Consider the following 21203-nt stretch of genomic DNA (forward strand, 5'->3'; position numbering starts at 1 on the left):
AAAGAGGCAATATGAACAATACGAGCGTGACGATTGAGGCAGTTCAAGAAAGTGATTTTGACAGCTGGATGCCGCTGTGGAGAAAATATCAGGAATTTTATAACGTCGATCTCTCCGCGGAGATCACAACACGAACCTGGCAACGGTTTTTTAGCACGGTTGAGCCGCTATTCTGCGTAGTGGCACGATCGCAGGGGGAGATCGTTGGTTTTGCGCATTATCTGTTTCACCTTTCCACGTGGGCGGAGAACAATTACTGCTATCTCGAAGATTTATACGTCAGCGAGGCCGTCAGGGGCAAACACATCGGCAAGCAGCTCATTGAGCATGTTCAGAAAGAAGCAAGAAAACATCCTGCCGCCCATCTTTACTGGCATACGCACGAAGCCAACTACCGCGGTCAAAAATTGTACGACTGGGTGGCGAAAAAAAGCGGAATGATTGAATATCGAATGCAGGTGAGATAACGCTTGTCGACTGACAATACGCCCCTTAGATACGCGGGGCGTTTTTTAACAGCGTGCATCGCTATTCAGCAAATGCCCGTAATGCTTCACCATCCAGGCGATAACGTACCCATTCTGACTGCGGCAACGCACCGATGCTCAGGTAGAAATCAATGGCGGGCTGGTTCCAGTCAAGCACGCTCCATTCCAGTCGGCCACAATGGCGCTCCACTGCGCACTGCGCGACCTTTTTCAACAGCGCCTTGCCTGCGCCCTTGCTGCGGTATTCCGGGGAAACGTACAAATCCTCCATATAGATGCCGTTGCGACCAAGCCAGGTGGAATAGCTGGTAAAGAACACGGCATAGCCGACAACGTTCCCGGCAAACTCGGCGATCAGCGCTTCGGTCTTACTTTCTGCGCCAAAAAGCGTGTTTCGGATCTCCTCCGGCGTGGTGATCACCTCTTCTGGCGCTTTTTCATACACCGCAAGCTCATAAATCATGTCGTAAATTGCCGCTGCATCTTCCGGTCTTGCCTGACGAATCGTGATGCTCATCCGTTTCCCTTTATCTCTGTTTGATGTTGATGGGGCACAGCATAAAGGGTAATGTCAGAAGAATTAAGTGCAATGAAATCAACAAATGATGAATATTATGCATCCGGCATTACGGCGCCTGGATTTAAACCTCCTGCCGGTTTTCGACGCGATTTACCGTCATCGTTCGGTTCGACTGGCGGCGGATGAGCTGGCGATGAGCACCTCGGCGCTCAGCCATGCCCTGTCCAGGCTACGCATTTCTCTTAACGATCCCTTATTCTACCGGGAGGGGCACCGAATGTGCCCCAGCGTCTATGCCACTCAGCTTGCGCCTGTTATTGCATCGGCACTGAAGGTGCTCAACCAGGAGCTGTCTCCGCAGCGGCAGTTCGACGCCGCCGTGAGTACGGAATGTTTGCAGATTGCGATAACCGACTTTACCGCGTTCTGCATCTTCCCCGCGCTCATGAACACGCTTCAACACGCGGCACCGGGCCTGCGCCTGGAGCTGCGTTACTTGCCGCACAGCCCGGCATTAACCGAGCTGCTGGCAGGTGAGGTGGATCTGGCTCTCGGATTTAGCACCGCAGAGGATATCCGGTATCCCGAGCTGGAAGAGATAAGCTGGTTTCAGGATGAGTATGTCGTGATTAGCAACGTCAGCCGGAGCGCGTTAACGCTGGAGGATTATCTCGCCGCCCGGCATCTGGTGGTTACGCCGTGGAACGAGAAGCAGGGGGTACTGGACCTGCAGCTTGAACGCATGGGCTACACCCGACAAATTGCAATCAAAACCCCGTCCATGCTCAGCGCGCCGTTCGTCGTCGCAGAAAGCGACCTGCTGATGGCGCTGCCTCGCTTCGCCGCCGAAAGGTTAATGCTGGCGGCAAATATCAAGCTCTTCGCATTGCCATTCGACATTAGCCCATTTGAGGTAAAGATTTATTCGCATAAACGCAGCGGCAAGCGCGACGCCACGAACTGGGTAAAGACCACGCTGCGCACCCTGGCCGAAGGGCTATCGTCAGTACGCTTATGATTTTGCCTGTAGCAGGATCGCCATCAGCCCTGGAAAGCGGGCGTCCAGATCCTCTCTTCGTAAAGAGATTAAGTTCTCCCGCCCCTGGGGGCGCTGCCAGATCACGCCGCTGTCGCGCAGCACGCGCCAGTGGTGGGTCATGGTTGATTTCACCACGTCCTCCGGGCGCAGCGCGTTGCAGCTCAGTTCGCTGCCGTCGGCCAGCCTGCGGATAATCGAGAGCCGGAGCGGGTTGCCGAGGGCAAACAGCACATTTTCCAGCAGTATTTGTTCAGGTTCCGGGTGGTTAGGGATCATCGTTTTCCTGCGCCTCACGTCAGATTGAGCTATATCAACAATAGGTCAACCGTTAAAAAATAGTTCGATAATACTCGTACAATAGGACTATTATAGCAAATGAACGAATGCGCGACCATCCCGGTCGTCACTGACAAGTCACAGGACTTAAGGAAATATCATGCCCCGACCCATCCCCCTCGAACGTTATCGCAACATCGGTATCTCCGCGCATATCGATGCCGGTAAAACTACCACCACCGAGCGCATCCTGTTTTATACCGGGATGAGCCACAAGCTGGGTGAAGTACACGATGGCGCGGCAACCACCGACTGGATGGCGCAGGAGCAAGAGCGCGGGATCACCATTACGTCCGCCGCCGTAAGCTGCTTCTGGCCGGGTATGGACGGAGGCTTTGAGCCGCACCGGATCAACATCATCGACACCCCGGGGCACGTGGATTTCACCATTGAGGTGGAGCGATCCATGCGCGTGCTTGACGGCGCCGTAATGGTGTATGACTCGGTTGGAGGCGTGCAGCCCCAGTCCGAAACGGTCTGGCGTCAGGCGAATAAGTACCACGTCCCGCGCCTCGCGTTTGTCAACAAAATGGACCGCCCGGGCGCGGATTTCTTCCGCGTCGTGCGGATGATGCAGGAGCGCCTGAAGGCCAATCCGGTGCCGATTGTGATCCCCGTGGGCGCCGAGGAACATTTCACCGGCGTAGTGGATCTCATCAAGATGCGCACCATCCTCTGGGACGATGCGACTCAGGGCATGACGTTTAGCTATGCGCCGGTGCCTGACGCTTTGCTCGCTAGCGCGCAGGAGTGGCGGGAAAGAATGGTCTCAGCGGCGGCAGAAGCCAGCGATGCGCTGATGGATAAGTACCTTGAGACCGGCGATCTCGATGAAGCCGAGATTATTCAGGGGCTGCGTATTCGTACCATTTCCGGCGAGATCCAGCCTATGCTGTGCGGCAGCGCGTTTAAAAATAAAGGCGTGCAGCGCATGCTTGACGCGGTTATCGAGCTGATGCCGTCTCCGCTGGACGTGCCGGCCATTGACGGCGTGGATGAAAAGGGCGAGCACGCGGAGCGTCACCCAAGCGATGACGAACCCTTCTCGGCGCTGGCCTTTAAGCTGATGAGCGATCCGTACGTCGGGCAGCTCACCTTCATCCGCGTGTACTCAGGCGTGCTGCGCAAGGGCGACGCGGTGTATAACCCGGTAAAAGGGAAGAAAGAGCGCATCGGGCGAATCGTGCTGATGCACGCCAACGATCGCCATGAGGTGGATGAACTGCGTGCGGGCGATATCGCGGCGTGCGTTGGGCTGAAGGATGTCACGACAGGCGACACCCTGACTGACCCGAACGCGGTGATTACGCTCGAACGGATGGAGTTCCCGGACCCGGTGATCTCTCTCGCCATCGAGCCGAGAACCAAGGCGGATCAGGAGAAAATGGGCCTCGCGCTGCAGCGTCTGGCGGCGGAAGATCCGTCGTTCCGCCTACATACTGACGAAGAGTCCGGCCAGACGATCATCTCCGGAATGGGCGAGCTGCACCTGGAAATCATCGTCGACCGCATGAAGCGCGAGTTTGGCGTCGAGGCGAACATCGGTCGTCCGCAGGTCACGTACCGCGAAACGCTGCGTAAGGCGGTGAAGGAGATCGAAGGCAAATTTGTCCGTCAGTCCGGCGGTAAAGGACAGTACGGCCACGTGGTGCTGAGCCTTGAGCCGCTGGCGCCGGGAAGTGGTTTCGTCTTTGAAGACGCCACCAAGGGCGGGGTGGTGCCGCGCGAGTATATTCCATCCGTGGAAAAAGGCCTGCGCGAAGCCATGAACAGCGGCGTGCTGGCGGGCTATCCGGTGGTCGACGTGAAAGCGACGCTGACGTTTGGTTCGTATCACGACGTTGACTCCTCGGAGATGGCCTTCCGCATGGCGGCGATCCTCGGCTTTAAAGAGGGGGCACGCAGAGCGGACCCGGCGATCCTGGAGCCCGTGATGCACGTTGAGGTGGAAACGCCGGAAGAGTACGCCGGCAACATTATGGGCGATCTCTCTTCCCGCCGCGGCATGGTGCAGGGAATGGCCGAGCAGTACGGCAGCCAGATCATTCGTGCTGACGTGCCGCTGGCGGAGATGTTTGGCTATGCCACCACGCTGCGCTCGATGTCGCAGGGGCGTGCGACGTACACGATGGAGTTCCATCACTTTGCGGAAGCCCCGCGAAATGTGGCGGATGAAATTATTGCACGGCGCGCGAAGTAGTTTATTCCACACGGCAGCTTTAGGGCTGCCGTGTGGTTTGTGTTATTTCAGATTTTCGTTACGCAGTATTTCTTGTCGCGAAACGGACTGAACCTTCCAGATCCCTTTTTCTTTGACCATACAGTCGATGACCGTATACTCCTGGTTTTTACCAAACGACACGTAAATATTCGTGCAAACCGGATCGTACTCGGATGAAACCACCGTCACATTCTCTGCCCAACCTTCCTCAATATCCTGCGCCTTAAGGAAGAAATCAGCATCATAAAACTCGTCGTCAGCGAAACGAGGGTCCTGCGCATGCCTTAATTTCTTCATGGTATCTGCAGTGACGTACTCTTCTATTTTCGCATTGTCCATAATGGGGAAATTATTAGCAGCATATTGACTGATGTACCATTTATTAAACCTTAATGCGGTTTTAGCTGCGTTATCAATCTCTTCGGCATGTGCAGCGCTGGTTAATAACAGAATAAAAATTAAGGCGGCTTTCATATTAATAGTGCCTGTAAAGCTGAAACGGTGGATGAGCTTTTCTGTATGCGGATCCAGGATACAGAGTGCGCTGAGCGAAATCGCTTAGCCATTGATGACCATCATAAATACAAACATGACCATCGGGATGATTTTCTATGGACTGTATAACAACCACGTCGCCTAACTGTGGGGCACCAGTGATTTTTTGAAACCCAACCTGAGACAATGTCAGCCCCATGTTCTTTGCTGACCCGGTTCCATGTATAGGTAGGCCGCCAGCAATGATGGCATTTTTCACAAAGAGCTCACATTTTCGATGGCTTTCGTGATAGACATGATTTTTTGCATACTCGACTGCAGCATATTTATTCCATGACATAGATATTTCCTTATCGATAGGTACAACTTCAATCGCATCAGAAATATCCTCCGTTTTACATCGCCATGGTAAACATTAAATGCCATAGGAAGTTTATATATATCAGCAATATATAATCATTAAAATCAATCCAGCGCCTTCACCATCTTGCCGCTCGTCACAAACGTGCCGGCCCCCAGATGATGCAGCGTGTTCAGTTTATCCCCATCAAACTGCCATCTTCCGGCCACAAACGCGCGTTCATCGGCAGCCGCACTGACCACTTCCCCAAACAGCGTGTCATATTTCTCTGCCGCTGAGGTTACAGGTAATAAGCGGCACTCCATCCACGCCAGGCATTTATCTTCTATCACCGGCAGGCCCAGTTCCGGTCCGTTTACAACCGGTATCCCGTAGCAGTTGAACTTATCTTCATCGCGCCCGCTGACGCTGCCCACGGCGTACGTCCAGTTGGCCGCCGCGACGCCCGGAATGACGATGCCAAACGTGCCGCTGCGCTCAATCAGCTCCCGCGACCAGGCGCTTTTGTCCACCACAATCGCAATGCGCGGCGGCTCAAACTCGACGGGCATCGACCACGCGGCGGCCATCACGTTACGCCTGCCGATGCGCTCATCGCGGCTGGTAATAAGCACCGTAGGGCCATGATTCAGTAAACGGCTGGCATGTTTTAATTCAACAGGGCGAAACGCGCTCATCGTTTTTCCTTTCAATAATTTTTTTGCAGTAAACGCCTCAAGGATAGCCGAAATCAAGCCGCAACATTAACGTCATGGTTTCGTCACACTCGCTCCCTACAGTGGCGGACAGTAAATCCCAAAGAGGATAACATTATGCTGACCTCCATAACGCTCAAAAGCGTCTCGTATGCTTTTGGCGCGAACACCGTTTTGAATCAAATCGATCTGCACATTGATGCAGGCAGCGTGGTAGCGCTGCTGGGGCCATCAGGCTGCGGGAAAAGTACGCTGTTACGGCTGCTGGCAGGGCTAACGCAGCCGGCCGGGGGCGAAATCCACTTTGGTGAACGCCAGGTCGCGAAGCCGGGCTGGTCGCTGCCGCCAGAGGCACGCGATATCGGCATGGTCTTTCAGGACTATGCGCTCTGGCCGCATATGACGGTGGCGCAGAACGTGGCCTTCCCGCTCAGAATGCGCAATATCCCACGCCAGCAACGCGATGTTCGCGTGGCTCAGGCGCTCTCCCGCGTAGGGCTAAGCGCGTTTGCCGATCGTAAACCGGCGGGGCTGTCCGGCGGGCAACAGCAGCGCGTGGCGCTGGCCAGGGCGATCGTTGCCGAACCTCGCGTGCTGCTCTTCGACGAACCGCTCTCCAACCTCGACAGCGAACTGCGTGAATCACTTTGCCTGGAGATGGCCACACTGCTGCGCCAGCTCGGCACGACCGCCGTGTATGTTACCCACGACCGCCGGGAGGCTGAAATCCTGGCCGACCGCATCGTGCATTTATCTGCCGGCAGCGTCGCTGCCGATCGTTTGATTTCATCCTCAGGGGAGTTTGCATGAAAGCCACCATGTCCGTGAAAAAAGGAGTTCTGCTCGCAATGGCGTTATCTTCCGTCATGATGTCCAGCGCCCATGCGCTAACTGTCTACACCGCCGGGCCGGGTTCGCTGGCAAAAAATCTGGCTAGCGGATTTGAAAAGAAAACGGGCGTGAAGGTCGATATCTTCCAGGCAACAACCGGGAAGGTGATGGCGCGTCTGGAGGCGGAGCAGGCCAATCCCCAGGCTGATATTTTGATCTCAGCCTCCTGGGATACGGCTGAAGATCTCCATACCCGCGGCTGGCTGCTGCCCTACCAGAGCGCCAACGCCGAAAAAGTACCTGCCGATCTGAAATCCGCAGATTACGTGGCGCAGGGCGTCTCGGCGCTGGGTATCGTCTGGAACACCAAAAGCGGCACGCCGGAACCAAAAGAGTGGCAGGATCTGACCACTGACGCGTTCAGGGATAAAGTGACCACGCCAGACCCTGCGCTTTCGGGCGCATCGCTGGATTTGCTGATCGGGTTACAAAACGGCATGGGCGATAACGCCTGGGCGCTATTTGACGCGCTAAAAAAGAACGGCATGGTGGTCAGCGGCCCGAACGCGCAGGCGGTTACGCCGGTCATGCAGGGCGCCAAGGCCGCGGTATTTGGCGCGGTGGACTATGTCTCCTTTGGCAACATCAGCCAGGGCGAATCCCTGAAGGTGATCTTCCCGGCCAGCGGCACGGTGATTGCGCCGCGTCCGATGATGATCCTCAAGTCGACGCAGCACGCCGACGACGCGAAGGCCTTCGTTGATTATGTTCTGTCGCCAGAAGGTCAGGCGATGGTGGCTGATGCGTGGCTGATGCCCGCGCGTAATGACGTCAAAGCGAAGCGCCCGCTGCTTAACGAATTGCACGTGCTGCCAACCAAAAGCGACGGCACCAGCACGCGCAGCGATATCCTCAAGCGCTTTAACGCGATTTTCTCTCTGTAATTCACCTGACGGGGGCAACCCCGTCTTCAGGATTGCCCGTGAATCAACGAATGTTATCGGTGATGACGCTGGCGCTGCTGGTTATGCTGGTGGCGTTACCGCTGTCGTTTATCGCGCTGCAGGCGGTGTTTCCGCAGTTTAGCGCAGGCGTTTTAACCGGCGCATTTAGCGGCGTGCAGACGCTCCTCGCTGAACCGCAGCTGCCCACGATGCTCGGCGGCACGCTTCAGGTGGGGATCGGCGTCGCGCTGGTCAGTGCGCTGATAGGATTCCCCCTGGGCGTGGCGCGCGGCCTGCTGAACCTGCCGCTGCCGCGTCTCTGGGACGTGCTGTTTTTGGTCCCGTTCCTGACGCCGCCCTACATTGCGGCGCTTTCGTGTATGCTGGTGCTACAAACCAATGGCTATTTGCAGCAGCTCACCGGCATCAGCCTCAACGATCTGCTGTTCAGCAAAACCGGCATCGTGCTGGTGATGGCGCTGAATATTTTTCCCGTGGTCTATTTTGCCGTCTCGCGCAGCCTGCTGGCGAGCGGGCAGCGTCTGGCGATGGTCGCCCGCGTCCACGGCGCAAGCGCGGGGAGGGCGTTCTGGCATATCACGCTGCCGATGCTGTCGCCGTCGCTGGCCGCCGGAATGCTGCTGGCGTTTACGCTGGCGATTGAGGAGTTCGGCGTGCCTGCCGCGCTCGGCACGCGCGCGGGCGTGCTGATGCTGACAACGGACATCGAAAAGAAGCTGGCCGACTGGCCGGTCGATCTGTCCGGGGCGTCCATGCTCTCCGTGGTGCTGGTGTTCATTGCGCTTAGCGCCTGGGCGATACAAAAAAAGCTGACCGGTCATCACGACGTAACCAGCATTACCGGCAAACCCACGGAAAACACGGGCGCGGATGCAGGCGTTTTCACGCTGCCGATTGTGGTGGTAATGGCCGCGGTGGGTATGCTCGCCGCGATCCTGCCCGGCGTTTCAATGGCGCTATCCGGCGTGCTGGGAACATTATCAGGCGGTGTGTCGTTCGAAAACGTGACGCTGTCACACTACGGGGCGCTGTTCAGCCAGCAGGGGGATGCGCTTTCCGCCCTGGGAACCAGTCTGTCGCTGGCGCTGGCTACCGCTCTTTTCACCGGAGCCTTAGGCTTGCTGGCCTCCTGGCTGGTGGTGGTGCAGAAGATAAAAGGGCGCGGCGTGCTGGACGCGCTCTCGCTGATGCCCGCCGCGCTGCCGGGGATTGTGGTCGGCGTTGGGCTGATCCTGCTCTGGAACCGTCCTTTCTGGCCGGTTTCGCCCTATAACAGCTGGGTGATTTTGCTGCTTTCCTATTGCTGTCTGCTGCTGCCGTGGCCGGTGCGCTACGTAGGGAGCGCGCTGCGCCAGCTTGGGGGCAATCTTGAGCCCGCCGCGCGGGTTCACGGCGCGTCGGCATTTCAGGCGCTGCGCTTTATCGTGATGCCGCTGGTGTCGCCCGCGCTGCTGGCGGCGATGCTGATGGTGTTTGCGATCGCCTCGCGCGAGCTGGTGACCTCTCTGCTGCTGGCCCCCGCAGGCACCCAGACGGTCTCGGTCTTTATCTGGCGTCAGTTTGAGCAGGGATCGGTCGGACAAGGCATGGCGATGGCAACCCTGACGCTGCTCACGGGGCTGGGGCTGATGCTAAGCGCGCTTGGCATCCTGCAGCGCACAGCGCGACGTTAAAAAGCACTTTTGCGCATATGGGCGTGAGAAAATAGTTTATAAACAGGGAATATCACATCAAGGAGCGAACCATGTCCCCATTTTTGAGTGCTTATTTTGCCCGAACAGGCTGGCAACAGCCTGCTCAGGTTGATATCGACACCCTGCGCGCGCTGCATTTACACCACAACTGCGCGATCCCCTTCGAGAACATCGACGTCGTTTTGCCCCGCGAAATTCACCTTGACGATCAATGCCTGGTGGACAAGCTGGTGACGGCGCGCCGCGGCGGATATTGCTTCGAGCAAAACGGACTGTTCGAACGCGTACTGCGCGAGGTAGGGTTTACGGTGCGCAGCGTTCTGGGGCGCGTGGTTCTTGCTAATCCACCGCAAATGCCGCCGCGCACGCATCGCCTGCTGCTGGTTGAGCTGAACGGTGAGCGCTGGATCGCCGACGTGGGGTTTGGCGGCCAGACGCTGACGGCGCCAATTCGCCTCATCGCCAACGAGGCGCAGGAAACGCCGCACGGTCTGTACCGTTTGCTGAGTGAAGGGAACGACTGGGTTCTGCAGTTCCGCCACCACGAACACTGGCAGTCGATGTACCATTTTGACCTTGTGACGCAGTACTTCAACGACTACGTAATGGGTAACTTCTGGTCGGCCCACTGGCCGCAGTCGCATTTCCGTCACCATTTATTGATGTGTCGCCATCTGCCCGACGGCGGCAAGCTGACGCTGACCAACCTGCACTTTACCCACTGGAAGAACGGGCACGTAGAGGAGCAGATCCACCTGCCGGATGCGAAGGCGCTTTATGCGCTGATGCAGGAACGATTTGGGTTAGGCGTTGACGATCCCAAACACGGTTTCTCGCTGGCCGAGCTGACGGCGGTCATGGCGGGGTTTGAAACGCATCCGCAGGCGGGGAAATAGGGAATAATGGACCCTGCAGGCTGATGCCCTCACCCCGGCCCTCTCCCACAGGGAGAGGGTGCAAACATAAAACGGCAACGAAGGTTGCCGTTCTACTTTTACCTCGCCACCCGACGTATTAACGGCGCGATCTCACCACCTGATACCGACGAGTAAAATACTCAAACGGCGCGCTCCACACGTGCACCAGACGCGTGAACGGGAAAATCAGGAAGATGGTCATCCCCAGCACCAGGTGAAGGCGGAAGATCGGCGCAACGCCGCTCAGCATCTCAGACGATCCGCCCTTGAAGGTCACGATCCCCTGCGCCCAGCCGACCAGCTTCATCATCTCGCTCCCGTCGGGATACTGCGCCGAGAAGGGGATCGTAGTCAGCCCCAGGATGCACTGGAAGAGCAGAATGCTCATGATAATGATATCCGGCGTGGTGGAGGTGGCTCTTACGCGCTGGTTGAACAGGCGGCGGTAGAGCAGCATCGAGCCTCCGACCAGGGTCAGCACGCCGCAAACCCCGCCCGCAATCATCGCCAGCTGCTGTTTCACGGCAACGGGTAAAAACCAGGCGTACATCCAGTGCGGGGTTAACATCCCGAACAGGTGCCCGAAGAATATCCCCAGGATCCCGATATGAAACAGGTTAGACGCCCAGTTCATCCCGCGCTTGCTCAGCAGCTGGCTGGATGAGGCGCGCCAGGTATATTGCCCGTAGTCATAGCGCAACCAGCTGCCGAGGAAGAAAACGGTCGCGCAGATATAGGGGTAAATGTCATAAAAAAACACGTTGAGGTAATGCATCATTTTGGGCCTCCGGCGCTGACGTCCACGTACTGCGGCGCGACGTCCTGGCTAAAGCGTCGTTGATATTGCTGCATCGGCGAGCTGTCGCACGACGTCGCGTTGTCTTCGATAAACTTCACCTGTTCCTCTTCCCAGACGGCGTCGAGCGCCTGACGGGTGTCATCCCGCTTTTCACCTGAAACCTGTTTCGCCACGCTGTCGCTGGTCAGCCGCGTGCCTGCCAGCGTCAGAAGGGCGTCAAAAAGTTGATACTGCGCCACTCCGCGCTGCTTCAGGCGTCCGCCAATCAGCGCCAGAATAGGCGCGACGTTTTGCAGACCCTCCCGCGCCTCCTCGTCGGTCACGATGCTGAGATATTCCAGGTAGAGCGGCAGATAGTCCGGCAGCTCGCGGCAGTCCAGCTGCAGGCCGGCCTTCTCGTACTGGCTCATCAGGTCGACCATCGCCTGACCGCGATCGCGGGACTCGGCGTGAACGTGCTCAAACAGCAGCAGCGAGGTCGCGCGACCGCGTTCAAACACTTCACACCATTCGGCCTGCTTGTCCAGCAGCGGGGCGCTCAGGTGCTGCTGCGCAAACGGCAGCAGCATGGGCGCATCCTGCTCAACCAGAGAAAGCGCCTCATCGCGGTTTTCCCACAGCAGCTCATCGGGATACTCAATGAGCAGCGCGATGATTTTGAGGATCTGCATTATTCTCCCTCCCCGTGTTCGCGCACTTCGGTGATGTTGATCGCGTCGATGCGGCTGCTGTTGAAGAGGTTGAATTTGGTGTCGGAGCCGTGGCAGCCGTCGCCAAAAGTAAAGCCGCAGCCGTTTTTCTCCGGGAAGGCGTCGCGCGCCATTTCGCGGTGGCTGGTCGGGATCACGAAGCGGTCTTCGTAGTTGGCAATGGCCAGATAACGATACATCTCCTCAACCTGCGCCTCGGTCAGGCCCACCTCTTCGATGGCGCGGGTGTCGGTCACGCCTTCCACGGTTTGAGAGCGTTTGTAATGACGCATCGCCATCATGCGCTTCAGGGCGCGCAGCACCGGGCCGGTATCGCCCGCGCTGAGCATGTTTGCAAGGTACTGGACCGGAATGCGCAGGTTCTCTACCGCAGGGAGCACGCCGTCGTTCATCGGCAGGCCGCCCGCGTCGGCGTAAGACTGAATCGGCGACAGCGGCGGAACGTACCAGACCATCGGCAGGGTGCGGTATTCCGGGTGCAGCGGCAGCGCCAGCTTCCAGTCCATCGCCAGTTTATAAACCGGTGAGCGCTGGGCGGCGTCAATGACGTTCTGCGGAATACCTTGTTTGACGGCTTCTTCAATCACCGCCGGATCGTGCGGGTCCAGGAACACGTCGCACTGGCGCTCGTACAGATCGGTTTCATGCTCGGTGCTCGCCGCTTCTTCAATGCGGTCCGCGTCGTACAGCAGCACGCCGAGGTAGCGAATGCGCCCGACGCAGGTTTCGGAGCAGACGGTAGGCTGCCCGGACTCAATGCGCGGATAGCAGAAGATGCATTTTTCCGACTTGCCGCTCTTCCAGTTGAAGTAGATTTTTTTGTACGGACAGCCGCTGATGCACAGGCGCCAGCCGCGGCATTTATCCTGGTCGATCAGCACGATGCCGTCCTCTTCGCGCTTGTAAATTGCGCCGCTCGGACAGGTCGCGGCACAGCTCGGGTTCAGACAGTGCTCGCACAGGCGCGGCAGATACATCATGAAGGTGTTTTCAAACTGGCCGTACATCTCCTTCTGGATCTTCTGGAAGTTGCGGTCGCGGGCGCGTTTTTCAAACTCGCCGCCGAGCAACTCCTCCCAGTTAGGCCCCCAGACGATTTTGTCCATCCGCTTGCCGTCGATGAGCGAGCGGGGGCGGGCGGTCGGGAGATGATCGCCCTCCGGCGCGCGGTGCAGATCCTGATAGTCAAAGGTGAAAGGCTCATAGTAATCGTCGATTTGCGGCATGACGGGGTTAGAAAAAATCTTCGACAGCACGCCGAGCTTGCTGCCAAGACGCGGGGTCAGTTTGCCGTGAATGCCGCGGATCCAGCCGCCTTGCCACTCGTCCTGATCTTCCCAGTTTTTCGGATAGCCGATCCCCGGCTTGGTTTCGACGTTGTTAAACCACGCATATTCCATGCCTTCGCGCCCGGTCCAGACGTTCTTACAGGTGACCGAGCAGGTGTGACACCCAATGCATTTATCGAGATTCAGAACCATGCCAACCTGTGAGCGTATTTTCATTTTTTCGCCTCCTGTACCTGATCCCGACCTTCGCCATCCAGCCAGTTAATGTTTTTCATTTTGCGGATCATGATGAACTCGTCGCGGTTGGAGCCGACGGTGCCGTAATAGTTGAAGCTGTACGCCAGCTGCGCGTAGCCGCCAATCATGTGCGTCGGTTTCGGGCAGACGCGGGTGACGGAGTTGTGGATCCCGCCGCGACGCCCGGTCACCTCTGAACCCGGAATGTTCAGAATGCGCTCCTGGGCGTGGTACATCATGGTCATGCCCGGCGGCACGCGCTGGCTGACCACCGCGCGGGCGGTGAGGGCGCCGTTGGCGTTGAAGGCCTCGATCCAGTCGTTATCCTCGATGCCTAACTCACGGGCGTCGGTCTCGCTGATCCAGACAATCGGCCCGCCGCGCGACAGCGTCTGCATCAGCAGGTTTTCGCTGTAGGTGGAGTGGATGCCCCACTTCTGGTGCGGCGTCAGGAAGTTGAGCGCCTTCTCCGGGAAGCCGTTCGGCGGGATCTCGCGCATATGGGTCACGCTTCGGGTATCGATCGGCGGACGATAGGCCACCAGGCTCTCACCGAAGGCGCGCATCCAGGCGTGATCCTGATACAGCTGCTGACGGCCGGAAAGGGTGCGCCAGGGGATCAGCTCGTGCACGTTGGTGTAGCCTGCGTTATAGGAGACGTGCTCGCTCTCAAGGCCGGACCACGTCGGGCTGGAGATGATTTTGCGCGGCTGCGCCTGGATGTCGCGGAAGCGAATTTTTTCGTCTTCTTTGTTCAACGCCAGGTGGGTGTGGTCGCGCCCGGTTAGCTGGCCCAGCGCTTCCCAGGCCTTCACCGCAACCTGACCGTTGGTTTCAGGCGCGAGGGCGAGGATCACCTCGGAGGCGTCAATCGCCGTCTCGATCAGCGGGCGACCTTTCGCCGGACCGTCGAGCTTGACGTAGTTCAGCTTGCCGAGGAAATCGACCTCGTTTTGCGTATTCCACGAAATGCCTTTCCCGCCGTTGCCGAGCTTGTCCAGCAGCGGGCCGAGAGAGGTGAAGCGCTCGTAGGTTTCGGGATAGTTACGTTCAACGACGGCAATGCTCGGCGCGGTTTTACCGGGGATCAGGTCGCACTCGCCCTTGCGCCAGTCCTGAATATCAAACGGCTGAGACAGTTCCGCCGGGGAGTCGTGCTGCAGCGGCTGCAGCACCACGTCGGTTTCGGTACCCAGATGGCCGACGCAGACTTCGGAGAAGACTTTGGCGAGGCCCTTGTAGATCTCCCAGTCGCTGCGCGATTCCCACGCCGGATCGACGGCGGCGGAGAGCGGGTGAATAAACGGATGCATATCCGAAGTATTCATGTCGTCTTTTTCGTACCAGGTCGCCGTTGGCAGCACGATATCCGAGAACAGGCAGGTGCTGGACATGCGGAAGTCGAGCGTCACCAGCAGGTCGAGCTTGCCCTCGATGGCGGCGGTCTGCCATTCCACCTCCTCAGGCTTCACGTCGTCCGTTGAGCCCAAATCTTCCCCCTGAATCCCGCTTTCGGTGCCCAGCAGGTATTTCAGCATGTATTCGTGGCCTTTCCCGGACGAGCCGAGCAGGTTAGAGCGCCAGACGAACAGGTTACGCGGGTGATTTTTGCCGTTGTCGGGCTGTTCGCAGGCGAAGCGGATATCGCCCGACTTCAACGCCTGAACCGTGTAGTCCTGCGGGGTCATGCCCGCAGCCTCCGCGCGCGCCTTCACGTGCAGCGGGTTAAGGTTGAGCTGCGGGGCAGACGGCAGCCAGCCCATGCGCTCTGCGCGAACGTTGAAGTCGATCAGGTGCCCGGTGAATTTCGACGCGTCGGCCAGCGGGGAGAGCAGCTCCTGCGCGGTCAGCTTTTCATAGCGCCACTGGCTGGCGTGGTTATAGAAATACGACGTGCTGTTCATCTGGCGCGGCGGACGGTTCCAGTCCAGCGCGAAGGCCAGCGGCAGCCAGCCGGTCTGCGGGCGCAGCTTTTCCTGGCCGACATAGTGTGACCAGCCGCCGCCGCTCTGCCCGACGCAGCCGCAGAAGACCAGCATGTTGATCATCCCGCGGTAGTTCATGTCCATGTGATACCAGTGGTTCACCCCGGCACCGAGGATGATCATGGAGCGGCCGTGGGTTTTGTGCGCCGTGTCGGCAAACTCGCGGGCGATTTTTTCTATCAGATAAGCGGGTACGCCGGTAATCTGCTCGCCCCACGCCGGGGTGTAGGCTTTGACCTCGCCGTAGCTGCCCGCCGCGTTGCCGTCTTCCAGACCGCGATCCAGGCCGTAGTTTGCCAGCACAAGATCGTACACGCTGACCACGCGCTTCTGGCTGCCGTCGGCGAGCGTCAGGGTTTTGCTCGGCACGCGGCGCGTCAGCACCGGTTCCTGCTTCACGCTGCGGAAGTGCGGGTTTTCATTGCCGCCAAAGTAGGGGAAGGCGACATCCGCCACGCTGTCATGGGTAATCAGCAGGGAGAGGGTCAGCTCGGTTTCCTGTCCAGCGGCCAGCGACTCCAGGTTCCATTTGCCTTTTTCGCCCCAGCGAAAGCCAATCGAACCGTTCGGCACCACCAGGTTACCGGCTACGTCGAAAGCGATGGTTTTCCACTCCGGGTTATTGGCCTCGCCCAGGCCGTCGGCCAGGTCGGAGGCGCGCAGCATTCGCCCCGGCACCACGCGGCCGTCCTCCTGCTCGTCAAGCAGCACCAGCATCGGCATGTCGGTGTAGCGGCGGCAGTAGTTGAGGAAGTAATCGCTCGGGTTGTCGAGGTGGAACTCTTTGAGGATCACGTGGCCCATCGCCATGGCGAGCGCGCTGTCGGTGCCCTGTTTTGGCGCCAGCCACTGATCGCTCAGCTTGGCGACTTCCGAGAAGTCCGGCGTGATGGCGACGGTTTTTGTGCCTTTGTAGCGCACCTCGGTAAAGAAGTGCGCGTCCGGGGTACGCGTCTGCGGCACGTTCGAGCCCCAGGCGATGATATAGCTGGAGTTATACCAGTCGGCGGACTCCGGCACGTCTGTCTGCTCGCCCCAGGTCATCGGCGAGGCGGGGGGCAAATCGCAGTACCAGTCATAGAAGCTCAGGCAGGTACCGCCGAGCAGGGAAAGATAGCGCGTACCGGCGGCGTAGGAGACCATCGACATTGCCGGAATAGGGGAAAAACCGGCCACGCGGTCCGGGCCGTAGTTTTTGATGGTCCAGACGTTAGCGGCGGCAATCAGCTGGTTTAGCTCTTTCCAGTTCGAGCGGATGAACCCGCCCTTACCGCGCGCCTTCCTGTAGCTCTGCGCCTTTTGCGGATCCTGTTGGATGGCATCCCAGGCCAGCACCGGATCGGTATGTTGTGCCAGCGCCTCGCGCCACAGCTCAATCAGCCTGCGCCGCACCAGCGGGTATTTCAGACGGTTAGCGCTGTAGAGATACCAGGAGTAGCTTGCGCCACGCGGGCAGCCGCGCGGCTCGTGGTTGGGCAGGTCAGGACGCGTACGAGGGTAGTCGGTCTGCTGGGTTTCCCAGGTGACCAGCCCGTTTTTGACGTAAATCTTCCAGCTGCAGGAGCCGGTACAGTTGACCCCGTGGGTGGATCGCACAATTTTGTCGAACTGCCAGCGCTGGCGGTAGCCGTCTTCCCAGTCACGGTTGGTGTTGTACACCTGCCCGTGGCCGTTGGCGAAGCTGTCGCCTTTTGTTTTGAAATAACGAAAGCGATCCAACAGTTTACTCATGACATTTCTCCTGCTTCGATAACATTGCCGGACGGCGCGAGCGCTATCCGGCAAAAGATAATTTGTTATTTTTGTGAGGATTTGCGGCCATACACCAGCCAGGTGACGAACACGCAGACGATGTAAAACACGAGGAATACTTTCATAGCGCCCACGGGCGAGCCGGTCATGGCCAGCGAGGTACCAAACGCCTTAGGAATAAAGAACCCGCCGACCGCACCGATGGCAGAAATAAAGCCCAGCGCCGCCGCGGTTTCTGTCACCGCTTCGTGCTGCGCCTGTTCGTCACTGCCGCCCTGTTGCTTGACGCGGGTGAGGGTGATTTGACGAAAAATAATGGCAATCATCTGGAAGGTGGAGCCGCTGCCCAGCCCGGCGGTGAGGAACAGGCCCATAAAGACCAGGTAGAAGGCAATAAAGCTGCCGGAGCCCGAGCCGGGCAGCGTCAGGAAGATCAGCGCGCTGAAAATGGCCATAAAGACGAAGTTAATCAGCGTTACGCGCACGCCGCCCAGCCTGTCGGAAATCATCCCGCCTGCCGAACGCGCCAGGGCACCAATTAAGGGGCCGAAGAAGGCGAGGTGCAGGATATTCACGTCCGGGAACTGGGTTTTTGACAGCATCGCAAAACCCGCCGAGAAACCGATAAACGAGCCAAAGGTGGCGAGGTAGAGCAGGCTAAGCAGCCAGAGGTGAAAGCGCTTCAGAACCGGAAGCTGGCTGGCGATGGAGGCTTTAGAGCTGGCAATGTCGTTCATACCAAAGAAGGCGGCGATGGTTGCCAGAAGCAGGAGCGGTGCCCAGATCCAGGCCGCGTTTGCCAGCCACATTGTCGAACCGTCGTCCTGAGGTACACCGTGCACGCCCAGGAACGTAAACATCGGCAGGAAGATCACCAGTGGGGCGACCAGCTGCATTACGCTGACGCCCAGATTACCGAGCCCGCCGTTGATTCCCAGCGCGCTACCCTGTTTGGCTTTCGGGAAGAAGAAGCTGATGTTACCCATGCTGGACGCAAAGTTGGCGCCAGCAAAACCGCAGAGGAGGGCAATCACGATAAAGACCCAGTAAGACGTCGCGGTGTTCTGAATCGCGATGCCAAGCCACACGCAGGGAATAATCAGGATCACGGTGCTTAATACCGTCCAGTAGCGCCCGCCGAATATCGGCACCATAAACGAATAGGGTACGCGCAATATCGCGCCAGAAAGGGAAGGTAATGCCGTTAGCATAAAAAGCTGATCGGTGGTGAAATGAAATCCCACTTTATTAAGATTTACCGCAATGGCGCTAAATAACATCCAAACGCAAAACGCCAGCAGCAGACAAGCGACAGAAATCCAAAGGTTTCTTCGGGCAATATGCTTCCCTTTATTCTCCCAAAATTGTTCGTTTTCCGGTTTCCAGTTACTAAGCAGGTAATGATTATTCTTCTCACTTTGTTGTGACATATCGCCCTCTTGCTTACCAAAAAAAAAGAGAAAAATGAAATTAAAACAGAGAGATAACAGAAGAAAAGTCGTTAACGTTATTGGATGTTTTGGGATACTTCTGAAAGGATAGATAAAAAAGCCAACCCCTGAGTTTAGAAAGGGAATAAGGGGTGGCTTTATGTGTTACCAATTGTAACTTTTTTCGGAAAATAATACTTATTAAGAGGTAGCAAACAATTCTAGAGAGATGAGTTTATCGAGATGCTTATTGAACGCGGCATCATCTATTTCGGGCATGTTAAGGACATAAATACCGTCAAGCCCGCATACCAGCCCAATTAGACGCCAGGCAATATTTTCGGCCCGGTCGGTAAGGGTAAATACGCCAGCGTCTCTTCCCGCCCGGATAATGGCAACCGTCTCCTGATGCCACATTTCCATCGTCAGAACATAAGCGCCTTTGATCTCCGCATCGCGGCTGGCGAGGATCTGCGCTTCTCGCCACAGACGGATGTAGGGCTCAATGCCGCCCTCATCGCTGCCGAGCATGGCGTGCAGGCGCTCGCGCCAGGTTGCGTTTTCGCCGACCACCTCGGCATCCAGCAATTCGCGGATGAGGCGCACAAAGGCCAGCGATTTTAGCTCGCCGCCGGAAGCAAAATGGTGGTGGACCTGTCCGGTCGCGACGCCAGCTTCGTTGGCGATCCGCCGCACCGTCATCGCCCCCAGCCCTTCGGCCAGCGCCACGCGCATGGCGGCCTGCAGAATCTCTTCCCGTCGTTCGTCCTTGCTCAGATAACGCATTTTCACTCACTCTCAATGGGGACGAAACGAGTGTAACAAAGAGCTGGACAAGTGTTCAACTTTACGTAGGATCGCGTTCTGGACATGTGTCCAGGTTTTGAGTGAAAAGGAAATTTATGTTTCGTCAGTGGTTAGCGTTAGTGATTATCGTGCTGGTCTATATCCCGGTGGCGATTGACGCGACGGTGCTGCACGTGGCGGCGCCGACATTGAGCATGACGCTGGGCGCCAGCGGGAACGAGCTGCTGTGGATTATTGATATTTACTCGCTGGTGATGGCGGGAATGGTATTGCCGATGGGGGCGCTGGGCGATCGCATTGGCTTTAAGCGCCTGCTGATGATCGGCAGCACCTTATTTGGCCTGTCGTCGCTGGCAGCAGCGTTTGCGCCGTCTGCAGGCTGGCTGATTGCCGCACGCGCCTCGCTGGCGATCGGTGCGGCGATGATCATTCCGGCAACGCTTGCGGGTATCCGCACGCTGTTCGTTGACGCGCGTGACCGTAACATCGCGCTCGGCGTCTGGGCGGCTGTAGGGTCCGGCGGCGCAGCCTTCGGCCCGCTGATTGGCGGCATGCTGCTTGAGCACTTCTACTGGGGCTCGGTATTTTTGATCAACGTGCCTATCGTGCTGGTGGTGGTTTCACTTGCCGCGCGCTTTGTGCCCGCCCAGCGAGGGCGACCGGAACAGCCGCTAAACATCAGCCACGCGATCATGCTGATTGTGGCGATCCTGCTTCTGGTGTACACCGCCAAAACGGCGCTGAAAGGGACGCTGTCTCCGTGGATAGTGGCCTGTACGCTGCTCGTCGGGGCGACAATGCTGTTTATCTTCGTTCGCATTCAGCTGCGCGCCCGCGTGCCGATGATCGACATGCGCCTGTTCTGCCACCGCATCATTTTAAGCGGCGTGGTGATGGCGATGACGGCGATGATAGCGCTGGTGGGCTTTGAGCTGCTGATGGCACAGGAGCTGCAGTTTGTGCACGGCTTCACGCCGTTTGAAGCTGGGATGTTTATGCTGCCGCTGATGGTCGCCAGCGGGTTTAGCGGGCCGATCGCCGGCGTGCTGGTCGGTCGGCTCGGGCTGCGTCTGGTGGCGGCGGGCGGGATGGGGCTGAGCGCGGTGAGCTTTATTGGCCTGTCGATGCTGGATTTCAGCACCCAGCAGCTGCTGGCATCGGCCCTGATGGTGCTGCTCGGCTTTAGCGCGGCCAGCGCGCTGTTGGCGTCCACATCAGCCATTATGGCCGCCGCGCCGAAGGAAAAAGCGGCCGCCGCCGGGGCGATTGAAACCATGTCCTACGAGCTGGGCGCGGGGCTGGGGATCGCGATTTTCGGCCTGCTGTTGACCCGCAGCTTCTCGGCGTCAATCGAACTGCCGCAGGGGCTTAACGCGTCGCTGGTCGATAAAGCTTCGTCTTCCATTGGCGAAGCGGTGAAGGTGGCGCAGGATCTCGCGCCGTCGCTGGCGGAGTCGGTGATTGAGGCGGCGAAAGCGGCGTTTATCACCTCCCACAGCGTGGCGCTCGGCAGCGCGGGCGCGATGCTGCTTATGCTGTCCGTGGGGATCTGGTTTAGCCTGGCGAAGGTGCCGAAGCCGTAAAACACGCCCGGTTTGTCCCCTCTCCCTGTGGGAGAGGGTTAGGGTGAGG

19 protein-coding genes are annotated in these 21203 nt (G+C 58.1%); 8 read left to right on the forward strand and 11 right to left on the reverse strand.

Annotated elements, in window-relative coordinates:
• Window positions 1-11: 11 nt before the first annotated feature.
• Window positions 12-467 (forward strand): GNAT family N-acetyltransferase, encoded by a 456-nt coding sequence (locus E0L20_RS02540; RefSeq protein ID WP_427854498.1) that lies wholly within the window; start codon window positions 12-14, stop codon window positions 465-467.
• 61 nt (window positions 468-528) lie between these two features.
• Here the strand turns inward: E0L20_RS02540 and E0L20_RS02545 are convergent, their stop codons facing one another.
• A complete protein-coding gene (locus E0L20_RS02545) occupies window positions 529-1005 on the reverse strand; it encodes a GNAT family N-acetyltransferase (protein ID WP_131632540.1) in 477 nt (158 codons plus the stop codon).
• A gap of 85 nt (window positions 1006-1090) precedes the next feature.
• Between E0L20_RS02545 and E0L20_RS02550 the strand changes: the two genes are divergently transcribed.
• Complete coding sequence (locus tag E0L20_RS02550) at window positions 1091-2026, forward strand: LysR family transcriptional regulator (RefSeq protein ID WP_131632541.1); 936 nt, start codon at window positions 1091-1093, stop codon at window positions 2024-2026.
• On the opposite strand, the gene E0L20_RS02555 is transcribed toward E0L20_RS02550, so the two are convergent.
• Window positions 2021-2323, reverse strand: coding sequence for an ArsR/SmtB family transcription factor (locus tag E0L20_RS02555; RefSeq protein ID WP_131632542.1), 303 nt, complete (start codon window positions 2321-2323; stop codon window positions 2021-2023). The two genes, E0L20_RS02550 and E0L20_RS02555, sit on opposite strands and share 6 nt — an antisense overlap.
• A gap of 160 nt (window positions 2324-2483) precedes the next feature.
• Between E0L20_RS02555 and fusA the strand changes: the two genes are divergently transcribed.
• Complete coding sequence (fusA, locus tag E0L20_RS02560; protein WP_131632543.1) at window positions 2484-4583, forward strand: elongation factor G; 2100 nt, start codon at window positions 2484-2486, stop codon at window positions 4581-4583.
• Window positions 4584-4625: 42 nt separating this feature from the next.
• Here the strand turns inward: fusA and E0L20_RS02565 are convergent, their stop codons facing one another.
• The 3 genes from E0L20_RS02565 to E0L20_RS02575 form a co-directional block, all read right to left on the reverse strand.
• Window positions 4626-5078, reverse strand: coding sequence for a DUF3828 domain-containing protein (locus tag E0L20_RS02565; protein ID WP_131632544.1), 453 nt, complete (start codon window positions 5076-5078; stop codon window positions 4626-4628).
• 1 nt (window position 5079) lies between these two features.
• Window positions 5080-5439, reverse strand: coding sequence for a CHAP domain-containing protein (locus E0L20_RS02570; RefSeq protein WP_131632545.1), 360 nt, complete (start codon window positions 5437-5439; stop codon window positions 5080-5082).
• Window positions 5440-5564: 125 nt separating this feature from the next.
• Window positions 5565-6137 carry a flavin reductase family protein gene (locus E0L20_RS02575; RefSeq protein WP_131632546.1) on the reverse strand — a complete coding sequence of 191 codons (573 nt, stop codon included), beginning with the start codon at window positions 6135-6137 and terminating at the stop codon, window positions 5565-5567.
• A 135-nt stretch (window positions 6138-6272) separates the two neighbouring features.
• Between E0L20_RS02575 and E0L20_RS02580 the strand changes: the two genes are divergently transcribed.
• The 4 genes from E0L20_RS02580 to nhoA all read left to right on the forward strand — a co-directional run bounded on the left by E0L20_RS02580 (window position 6273) and on the right by nhoA (window position 10541).
• Entirely contained in the window at window positions 6273-6965 is a 693-nt protein-coding gene (locus E0L20_RS02580; protein ID WP_131632547.1) for an ABC transporter ATP-binding protein, read from the forward strand.
• Window positions 6962-7930 carry an ABC transporter substrate-binding protein gene (locus tag E0L20_RS02585; protein ID WP_131632548.1) on the forward strand — a complete coding sequence of 323 codons (969 nt, stop codon included), beginning with the start codon at window positions 6962-6964 and terminating at the stop codon, window positions 7928-7930. The genes E0L20_RS02580 and E0L20_RS02585 overlap by 4 nt, the downstream gene beginning before the upstream one ends.
• A gap of 38 nt (window positions 7931-7968) precedes the next feature.
• A complete protein-coding gene (locus E0L20_RS02590) occupies window positions 7969-9624 on the forward strand; it encodes an ABC transporter permease (RefSeq protein WP_131632549.1) in 1656 nt (551 codons plus the stop codon).
• A 71-nt stretch (window positions 9625-9695) separates the two neighbouring features.
• On the forward strand, window positions 9696-10541 hold the full coding sequence (nhoA, locus tag E0L20_RS02595) for an N-hydroxyarylamine O-acetyltransferase (protein WP_131632550.1): 846 nt from the start codon (window positions 9696-9698) through the stop codon (window positions 10539-10541).
• Window positions 10542-10659: 118 nt separating this feature from the next.
• On the opposite strand, the gene narI is transcribed toward nhoA, so the two are convergent.
• From narI to E0L20_RS02625, 6 genes are all read right to left on the reverse strand, one after another.
• Window positions 10660-11340 (reverse strand): respiratory nitrate reductase subunit gamma, encoded by a 681-nt coding sequence (narI, locus tag E0L20_RS02600; protein ID WP_131632551.1) that lies wholly within the window; start codon window positions 11338-11340, stop codon window positions 10660-10662.
• Window positions 11337-12032, reverse strand: coding sequence for a nitrate reductase molybdenum cofactor assembly chaperone (gene narW, locus E0L20_RS02605; protein ID WP_131632552.1), 696 nt, complete (start codon window positions 12030-12032; stop codon window positions 11337-11339). Before narW ends, narI begins: the two co-directional genes overlap by 4 nt.
• Window positions 12032-13576, reverse strand: a complete 1545-nt coding sequence (gene narH, locus E0L20_RS02610; RefSeq protein WP_131632553.1) for a nitrate reductase subunit beta — start codon at window positions 13574-13576, stop codon at window positions 12032-12034. Before narH ends, narW begins: the two co-directional genes overlap by 1 nt.
• Window positions 13573-17313, reverse strand: a complete 3741-nt coding sequence (locus E0L20_RS02615; protein ID WP_131632554.1) for a nitrate reductase subunit alpha — start codon at window positions 17311-17313, stop codon at window positions 13573-13575. The genes narH and E0L20_RS02615 overlap by 4 nt, the downstream gene beginning before the upstream one ends.
• A 65-nt stretch (window positions 17314-17378) precedes the next feature.
• Window positions 17379-18764 (reverse strand): NarK family nitrate/nitrite MFS transporter, encoded by a 1386-nt coding sequence (locus tag E0L20_RS02620; protein WP_131632555.1) that lies wholly within the window; start codon window positions 18762-18764, stop codon window positions 17379-17381.
• A 201-nt stretch (window positions 18765-18965) separates the two neighbouring features.
• Window positions 18966-19550, reverse strand: coding sequence for a TetR family transcriptional regulator (locus tag E0L20_RS02625; protein ID WP_131632805.1), 585 nt, complete (start codon window positions 19548-19550; stop codon window positions 18966-18968).
• 116 nt (window positions 19551-19666) lie between these two features.
• Between E0L20_RS02625 and E0L20_RS02630 the strand changes: the two genes are divergently transcribed.
• Window positions 19667-21154 carry an MFS transporter gene (locus tag E0L20_RS02630; RefSeq protein WP_131632556.1) on the forward strand — a complete coding sequence of 496 codons (1488 nt, stop codon included), beginning with the start codon at window positions 19667-19669 and terminating at the stop codon, window positions 21152-21154.
• Window positions 21155-21203 lie beyond the last annotated feature (49 nt).

Origin of the sequence: Enterobacter wuhouensis (assembly GCF_004331265.1) — a bacterium.
GTDB lineage: Bacteria > Pseudomonadota > Gammaproteobacteria > Enterobacterales > Enterobacteriaceae > Enterobacter > Enterobacter wuhouensis.